The sequence below is a fragment of the Streptomyces kebangsaanensis genome (genome assembly GCF_001906585.1).
GTDB lineage: Bacteria > Actinomycetota > Actinomycetes > Streptomycetales > Streptomycetaceae > Streptomyces > Streptomyces kebangsaanensis.
In genome coordinates this window covers 322,555-329,683 of the sequence record NZ_JUJA01000167.1, presented here as the reverse complement: position 1 = coordinate 329,683, position 7,129 = coordinate 322,555, and the positions used below count along the sequence as shown (strand labels likewise).

Here is a 7,129-nt window from a genome sequence, read left to right as displayed (position 1 = left end):
ATGAACCAGCGCACCGCGTCCGCGCCGTGCTGGTCCATGAGCGGGATCGGCTGGAGGATGTTGCCCAGGTGCTTGGACATCTTCCGGCCGTCCTCGGCCAGGATGTGGCCCAGGCACACGACGTTCTCGTACGAGGACTTGTCGAAGACCAGCGTGCCGACCGCCATCAGCGTGTAGAACCAGCCGCGGGTCTGGTCGATCGCCTCGGAGATGAACTGCGCGGGGTACCGGCTCTCGAACAGCTCCTTGTTCTTGTACGGGTAGCCCCACTGCGCGAACGGCATCGAACCCGAGTCGTACCAGGCGTCGATGACCTCGGGCACGCGCGTGGCCGTCTTCTCGCACTGCGGGCACGGGAAGGTGACGTCGTCGATGAACGGGCGGTGCGGGTCGAGCTCCGACTGGTCGGTTCCGGTCAGCCCGGTCAGCTCCGCGCGGGAGCCGACGCAGGTGAGGTGGCCGTCCTCGCAGCGCCAGATCGGCAGCGGCGTACCCCAGTAGCGGTTGCGGGACAGCGCCCAGTCGATGTTGTTGTTCAGCCAGTCGCCGTACCGGCCGTGCTTGACGCTCGAAGGGAACCAGTTGGTCTTCTCGTTCTCCTCGAGCAGCCGGTCCTTGATCGCGGTGGTGCGGATGTACCAGGACGGCTGGGCGTAGTACAGCAGCGCGGTGTGGCAGCGCCAGCAGTGCGGGTAGCTGTGCTCGTACGGCACGTGCCGGAAGAGCAGGCCGCGGTCGCCGAGGTCCTCGGTGAGCTTCTCGTCCGCCTTCTTGAAGAAGACGCCGCCGACCAGCGGGAGGACCTCCTCGAACGTGCCGTCCGGGCGGACCGGGTTGACCACGGGCAGGCCGTAGGAGCGGCAGACCTTCAGGTCGTCCTCACCGAAGGCCGGGGACTGGTGGACCAGGCCCGTGCCGTCCTCGGTGGTGACGTACTCGGCGTTGACCACGTAGTGGGCCGGCTCCGTGAACTCGACGAGCTCGAACGGGCGCTGGTACGTCCAGCGCTCCATCTCGGCACCGGTGAAGGTCTCGCCCGTGGTCTCCCAGCCCTCGCCGAGCGCCTTGCCGACGAGCGGTTCGGCGACGACCAGCTCCTCCTCGCCGTTCGTCGCGACGACGTAGGTCACCTCGGGGTGCGCGGCCACCGCGGTGTTGGACACCAACGTCCAGGGCGTGGTCGTCCACACCAGGAGCGCGGCCCGGCCGGCCAGCGGACCGGAGGTGAGGGGGAAGCGGACGTAGACGGACGGGTCGACGACCGTCTCGTAGCCCTGGGCCAGCTCGTGGTCGGACAGGCCCGTGCCGCAGCGCGGGCACCAGGGGGCGACGCGGTGGTCCTGGACCAGCAGGCCCTTGTTGAAGATCTCCTTCAGGGACCACCAGACCGACTCCACGTACTCGGGGTCCATGGTCCGGTAGGCGTCGTCGAGGTCGACCCAGTAGCCCATGCGGGTCGTCAGCTCGGCGAAGGCGTCGGTGTGACGGGTCACCGACTCACGGCACTTGGCGTTGAACTCCTCGATGCCGTACGCCTCGATGTCCTGCTTGCCGGAGAAGCCGAGCTCCTTCTCGACCGCCAGCTCCACCGGGAGGCCGTGGCAGTCCCAGCCCGCCTTGCGGGCGACGTGGTAGCCGCGCATGGTGCGGAAGCGGGGGAAGACGTCCTTGAAGACGCGCGCCTCGATGTGGTGGGCGCCCGGCATGCCGTTGGCGGTGGGCGGCCCCTCGTAGAACACCCACTCGGGGCGGCCCTCGGACTGCTCCAGGCTCTTGGCGAAGATCTTCTGCTCGCGCCAGAAGTCGAGCACGGCGTGCTCGAGCGCGGGCAGATCGACCTGGGCGGGCACCTGGCGGTACTGCGGCTGCGTACTCAACGAGCTTCCTCCAACGGATGTGCTGCCTTCCGTCGGAGGGACGAGAGCCTCTGTTGCCTCACGCCGTGTGCGGCGCGCTCCCGCGGTACCACCCTCCTTGGCCCTCCGGTGCGCCGTACGCTCCGGGGAGCCCCCTCATTGGGATCGCGATGCCGGTTCTACTGGCCCCTCGGGCTGCCCCTGGGGTGTTCTTCCGGCGGCTCCGGGGTGATCTTCACGTCGCGCTCGCCCCCGGGCTCACACCGTCCCCGGGTCGCTCTGGGCTGCGTACGCCGCTACTCGTCCCCATCCACGCTTCTCGCTCCGCCCAGTGTACGGCGCCCCGGGGACGGCGGCCGACCGGTTTTCCCGGGCGGGCGCTGACCCGAATGGCGCGGTGGGGCCGTTCGGATCGCAGGACGCGCGGCTGGTCGGATTACCCGGCGGAGAGCTGGGCACAACGCATGCATGCCGGCCCCGCGGCACACGCGAGGCGGGCGAATCGGGCGGCGTGCCCCGTTGCCGCGGGACTCAAGTCGATTTATCGTCCCAGCACGATTCGCGAACAAAATCACAATATGTGAAGGGGCCGCGGCCATGGTGGCGAGGAAGACCGCCGAGCAGTCGGCGTCCGGCGGGTCCCGGAGCGCCGGTGCCACCGGCGGCGCGGCCAGGAAGACCACTCGGACGGCGGCCCGAGTCACGGCCGCGAAGGAGACGGCGGCCCTGGGGAAACCGCTCACACCCGGGTCGGCCAAGGCCGCGCAGGCACCTCCGGCGAAGGGTGCCCGGAGGACGGCGAAGAAGGCGAGCGGGAGGAAGGCGGGCGAGAAGAAGACGGGCACGAAGAGGGCCGCGGCGGGGAAGCCCCCACCGGAGGAGACCGCGCCGAGGACGGCGGCCCCGGAGGAGCCGGAGGAGCCGGAGCCGGTGGCGAGGAGGCCCGCCGCCGCGGAACCCCGGGCCGGGGGCACCGCCGCGAAGAAGTCCGCCGCGAAGAAGTCCGCCGCGCGGGAGGCCACCGGCAAGGAGGGCACAGGCAGGAGCGCTGACCACAGGAAGACGCCTCCAGGGCCCACGGCGGAGAAGAAGGCGTCACCCGCCGGGAAGACGTCCGCCGGGAAGACACGCACGCGTGAGGCGGTCGGCGGGAAGGCCCGTGCCGGGAAGGAGGCCGCCCGGGAGACCGGGGCCGGCGCCGGTGGCCACGGTGCCGTTGCCTTGGAGACCCGGGGTGTTTCCGGGGACGGCGCGGGCAGGAAGAGGACGGCCAAGAAGGTGGGCGCGGCTCGGGCCGCGAAGCAGACGGGAGCCACGACGGTGGTTGCGAAGAAGACTCCTGGCACGGCCGCGGCGGCGAAGACCGCCGTTCCCAAGGCACGTGTCGCCGCGGTGGTGGAGCCGGGCGACCTCCCGGTGCGCCCGGGTGAGGACCCCTGGACCCCGGAGGAGGTCGCCGAGGCCCGCGCGGAGCTGCAGTCCGAGACGGAGCGGCTGCGCACCGAGATCAGCTCCTCCGAGGAGTCCCTCGCGGGCCTGATGCGGGACTCCGGCGACGGCGCGGGAGACGACCAGGCCGACACCGGCACCAAGAACATCACGCGTGAGCACGAGATGGCGCTGGCCGCCAACGCGCGCGAGATGCTCACCCAGACCGAGCACGCCCTGCAACGGCTCGACGCGGGCACCTACGGCCTGTGCGAGAACTGCGGCAACCCCATCGGCAAGGCCCGCATGCAGGCCTTCCCGCGGGCCACCCTGTGCGTGGAGTGCAAGCAGAAGCAGGAACGCCGGTACTGATCGCGGTCCGAGGCGTGCCGTAGTCTCGTCCTCAGTCAGGTACCTAGGTCGAGGGACTCACGTGGCAGAGGCGGAGCGCATCATCGGTACGCCGGACACCCCGCACGCGGCAGGGGCCGGGCAGGAGCGGCCGGGCGGGAACGCCGTGCCCGGCCGGCGGCCCGGGGCCGACGGCCCCGGCACGGACCGCACGGCGGCGGACGGGGCGGGCAGGACACCCGGCACCTCCTCCCGCGCGGACGGGCCGCGGGACGACGCCGCCCAGGACAAGCCCCGCGGCCCGCGCCGGATCGCCGTGCTGTTCACGGTCGCCGCCGTCGCCTACGTCCTCGACCTGGTCAGCAAGATGATCGTGGTCGCCAAGCTGGAGCACCACCCGCCGATCCGCATCATCGGCGACTGGCTGCAGCTGGAGGCGATCCGCAACGCGGGCGCGGCCTTCGGCTTCGGCGAGGCCTTCACCGTGATCTTCACGGTCATCGCGGCCGCCGTGATCGTGGTGATCACCCGCCTTGCCCGCAAGCTCTACAGCGTGCCCTGGGCCATCGCGCTCGGCCTGCTGCTCGGCGGTGCGCTGGGCAACCTCACCGACCGGATCTTCCGCGCGCCCGGTGTCTTCGAGGGCGCGGTCGTCGACTTCATCTCGCCCAAGCACTTCGCCGTCTTCAACCTCGCCGACTCGGCGATCGTCTGCGGCGGCATCCTGATCGTGCTGCTCTCCTTCCGCGGCCTGGACCCGGACGGCACCGTCCACAGGGATTAGGACCCGTCCGGCGGATCAAGGCGCGGACGCCGGGTCCGGTACGCCCTCCCCCCAGCTCTTCGAGCAGGGGGGACGCCAGCGGTGTTGTCGTCGGCTGCCGACCCCCCGAGCTCCCGGCTTCGCCCGAGCAGGGGCCCATCGCCCCTGCTCACCCGGGCTGATGGTGACCGCCGACTTGCTGTGCCTCGGTCCGCCGGACAGGGCCCGTGCCCGGTACGCGCGTACGGGGCCGCCGGACCCGTCCGGCATACTCGACGGGGTGAGCACGCTTCCCGAGATCCGTACCCTGCCCGTGCCCGACGGCCTGGAGGGCGAGCGCGTCGACGCCGCCATCTCCCGCATGTTCGGCTTCTCCCGTACGAAGGCGGCGGAGCTGGCCGCCGCGGGCAAGGTGCTGGTCGACGGCACGGTGGTCGGCAAGTCCGAGCGGGTGCGCGGCGGTGCCTGGCTCGAGGTCGAGATGCCGCAGGCACCCGCGCCCGTGCAGGTGGTCGCCGAGCCGGTCGAGGGCATGGAGATCGTGCACGACGACGAGGACGTGGTCGTGATCGTCAAGCCGGTCGGCGTCGCCGCGCACCCCAGCCCCGGCTGGACCGGGCCGACGGTCATCGGCGGTCTCGCCGCCGCCGGGTACCGTATCTCGACCTCCGGCGCCGCCGAGCGCCAGGGCATCGTGCACCGCCTCGACGTCGGCACCTCCGGCCTGATGGTGGTCGCCAAGTCCGAGTACGCGTACACGTCGCTCAAGCGCCAGTTCAAGGAGCGCACGGTCGACAAGCGCTACCACACCCTCGTCCAGGGCCACCCGGACCCGACCAGCGGCACCATCGACGCCCCCATCGGCCGGCACCCGAACCACGACTACAAGTGGGCGGTCACCGCCGACGGCAAGCCCTCCGTCACCCACTACGACCTGATCGAGGCCTTCCGCGCCGCCTCCCTGCTCGACATCAAGCTGGAGACCGGCCGCACCCACCAGATCCGCGTCCACATGGCCGCCCACCGTCACCCCTGCGTCGGCGACCTGACCTACGGGGCCGACCCCACGCTCGCCAGGCGGCTCGGACTCACCNNCGCCAGTGGCTGCACGCCGTACGGCTCGGCTTCGAGCACCCCGGCGACGGCCGGTGGGCGGAGTTCACCAGCGACTACCCCGAGGACCTGCAGAAAGCCCTGAACCAGGTCCGTGAGGAGACCTACGCGTGAGCGCGCCGTACCAGGTGCGCGTCGCCGAGGACCCCGCCGACCGGGAGGCGTGCCTCGCGGTCCGCAAGGAGGTCTTCGTCGTCGAGCAGGGCGTCCCGCAGGACATCGAGTACGACGCCCACGACGCCGTGGCCGTGCACGTGCTGGCGGTCCGCGAGGACGGCACCCCGCTCGGCACCGGGCGGCTGCTGTACGGCGAGGCGGCCGCCGCCAGGACCGGCGGGGAGAAGTCGGTCGGCTCCCTGGGGCGGCTCGCCGTCACCCGGGACGCGCGCGGGCTGGGCGTCGGCGCGGCCCTGGTGCGCGCCCTCGAGGACGCGGCACGCGCGCGTGGGCTCACGGCGGTGGACCTGCACGCGCAGACCCACGCGCTCGGCTTCTACGAGCGGCTGGGCTACACGGCGTACGGGCCGGAGTTCCCCGACGCGGGCATCCCGCACCGGGCGATGCGGCGCGCGGTGTAGCCCACGGTCCGGAAAAGGCCGGTGAGCGGGGTGGCGTGGCAGGCTTGAAGTCTGCCGTGTGAACGTCCGACCCGCGGGAGCGCTGAGCGTGGATCAGTTGGCCCTGCTGTTCATCGTGTTGCTCGGGGCTGTGATCACCGTCCCGCTCGGGGACCGGCTCGGGCTGCCCGCACCGGTCCTGATGACACTGCTCGGGATCGGTCTCGCGCTGCTCGACTTCGTGCCCAACGTCGACATCCCGCCCGGCCTGATCCTGCCCACCCTGCTGCCGCCGCTGCTCTACGCCGCCGTACGGCGCACGTCCTGGCGGCAGTTCACGGCGAACAAACGGCCGATCTTCCTGCTGGCCGTGGCGCTGGTGTTCGTCACCACCTTCTGCGTGGCCGTCGTCTCGCACAGCATCGTGCCGGGGCTCTCCGTCGCCGCCGCGGTGGCACTCGGCGCGCTGGTCGCGCCGCCCGACCCGGTCGCGGCGACCACCGTCGCCGGGCAGCTGGGCCTGCCGCGCCGCCTGGTGTCGATCCTGGAGGGCGAGGGCCTGTTCAACGACGTCACGGCCATCGTCCTCTACCACGTGGCGATCGCCGCGGCCGTCAGCGGGGAGTTCTCGGCCTGGCGGGCCGGGCTCGACCTGGTGCTGTCCGCGGTGGTGGCGGTGGCCGTGGGCCTGGCGATCGGCTGGGCCGCGAACAAGCTGCTGGGCCTGCTGGGGGACGCGACCCTGCAGATCGGGCTGACGCTGCTCGTGCCGTTCGCCTCCTACGTGCTGGCCGAGGAGCTGCACGGCTCCGGTGTCCTGTCCGTGCTCACCACCGCGCTGTTCCTGTCCGAGTACGCCGCCGACGCCGACGACGTGCTGACCCGGCTGGCCGGGCACACGGTCTGGGAGGTGGTGGACACCCTCGTCACCGGGATCGCGTTCGGGCTGGTCGGCCTGGAGCTGCACAACGCGCTGCGCACGGCGTCGGGCCGGTGGGGGGAGCTGCTCGGCTGGGCGGGCGTGGTCGTCGGCGTGCTGGTGGTCGTACGGCTGCTGTGGC

General features: G+C 71.9%; 4 protein-coding genes and 3 pseudogenes. 6 read left to right on the top strand and 1 reads right to left on the bottom strand.

All coding sequences use genetic code 11. The features are described 5' to 3' along the window. The coding region (ileS, locus tag RH94_RS45770) for an isoleucine--tRNA ligase (protein WP_407697408.1) at positions 1-1,877 on the bottom strand (1,877 nt) is incomplete at its 3' end. A 909-nt stretch (positions 1,878-2,786) separates the two neighbouring features. On the opposite strand from ileS, the gene RH94_RS36280 reads away from it, so the two are divergent. The 6 genes and pseudogenes from RH94_RS36280 to RH94_RS45760 all read left to right on the top strand — a co-directional run. After that, positions 2,787-3,656 carry a TraR/DksA family transcriptional regulator gene (locus RH94_RS36280; protein ID WP_073952645.1) on the top strand — a complete coding sequence of 290 codons (870 nt, stop codon included), beginning with the start codon at positions 2,787-2,789 and terminating at the stop codon, positions 3,654-3,656. A gap of 61 nt (positions 3,657-3,717) precedes the next feature. After that, positions 3,718-4,419, top strand: coding sequence for a signal peptidase II (gene lspA / locus RH94_RS36275; protein WP_073952535.1), 702 nt, complete (start codon positions 3,718-3,720; stop codon positions 4,417-4,419). Positions 4,420-4,678: 259 nt separating this feature from the next. Next, positions 4,679-5,491, top strand: a pseudogene (locus RH94_RS36270) (RluA family pseudouridine synthase); the annotation flags it as partial. Positions 5,492-5,493: 2 nt separating this feature from the next. Then, a pseudogene (locus tag RH94_RS45765) lies at positions 5,494-5,625 on the top strand (RluA family pseudouridine synthase); the annotation flags it as partial. Next, positions 5,622-6,089, top strand: coding sequence for a GNAT family N-acetyltransferase (locus RH94_RS36265; protein WP_073952534.1), 468 nt, complete (start codon positions 5,622-5,624; stop codon positions 6,087-6,089). The pseudogene RH94_RS45765 and the gene RH94_RS36265, both read left to right, overlap by 4 nt. Positions 6,090-6,177: 88 nt before the next feature. Next, positions 6,178-7,129, top strand: a pseudogene (locus RH94_RS45760) (cation:proton antiporter); the annotation flags it as partial.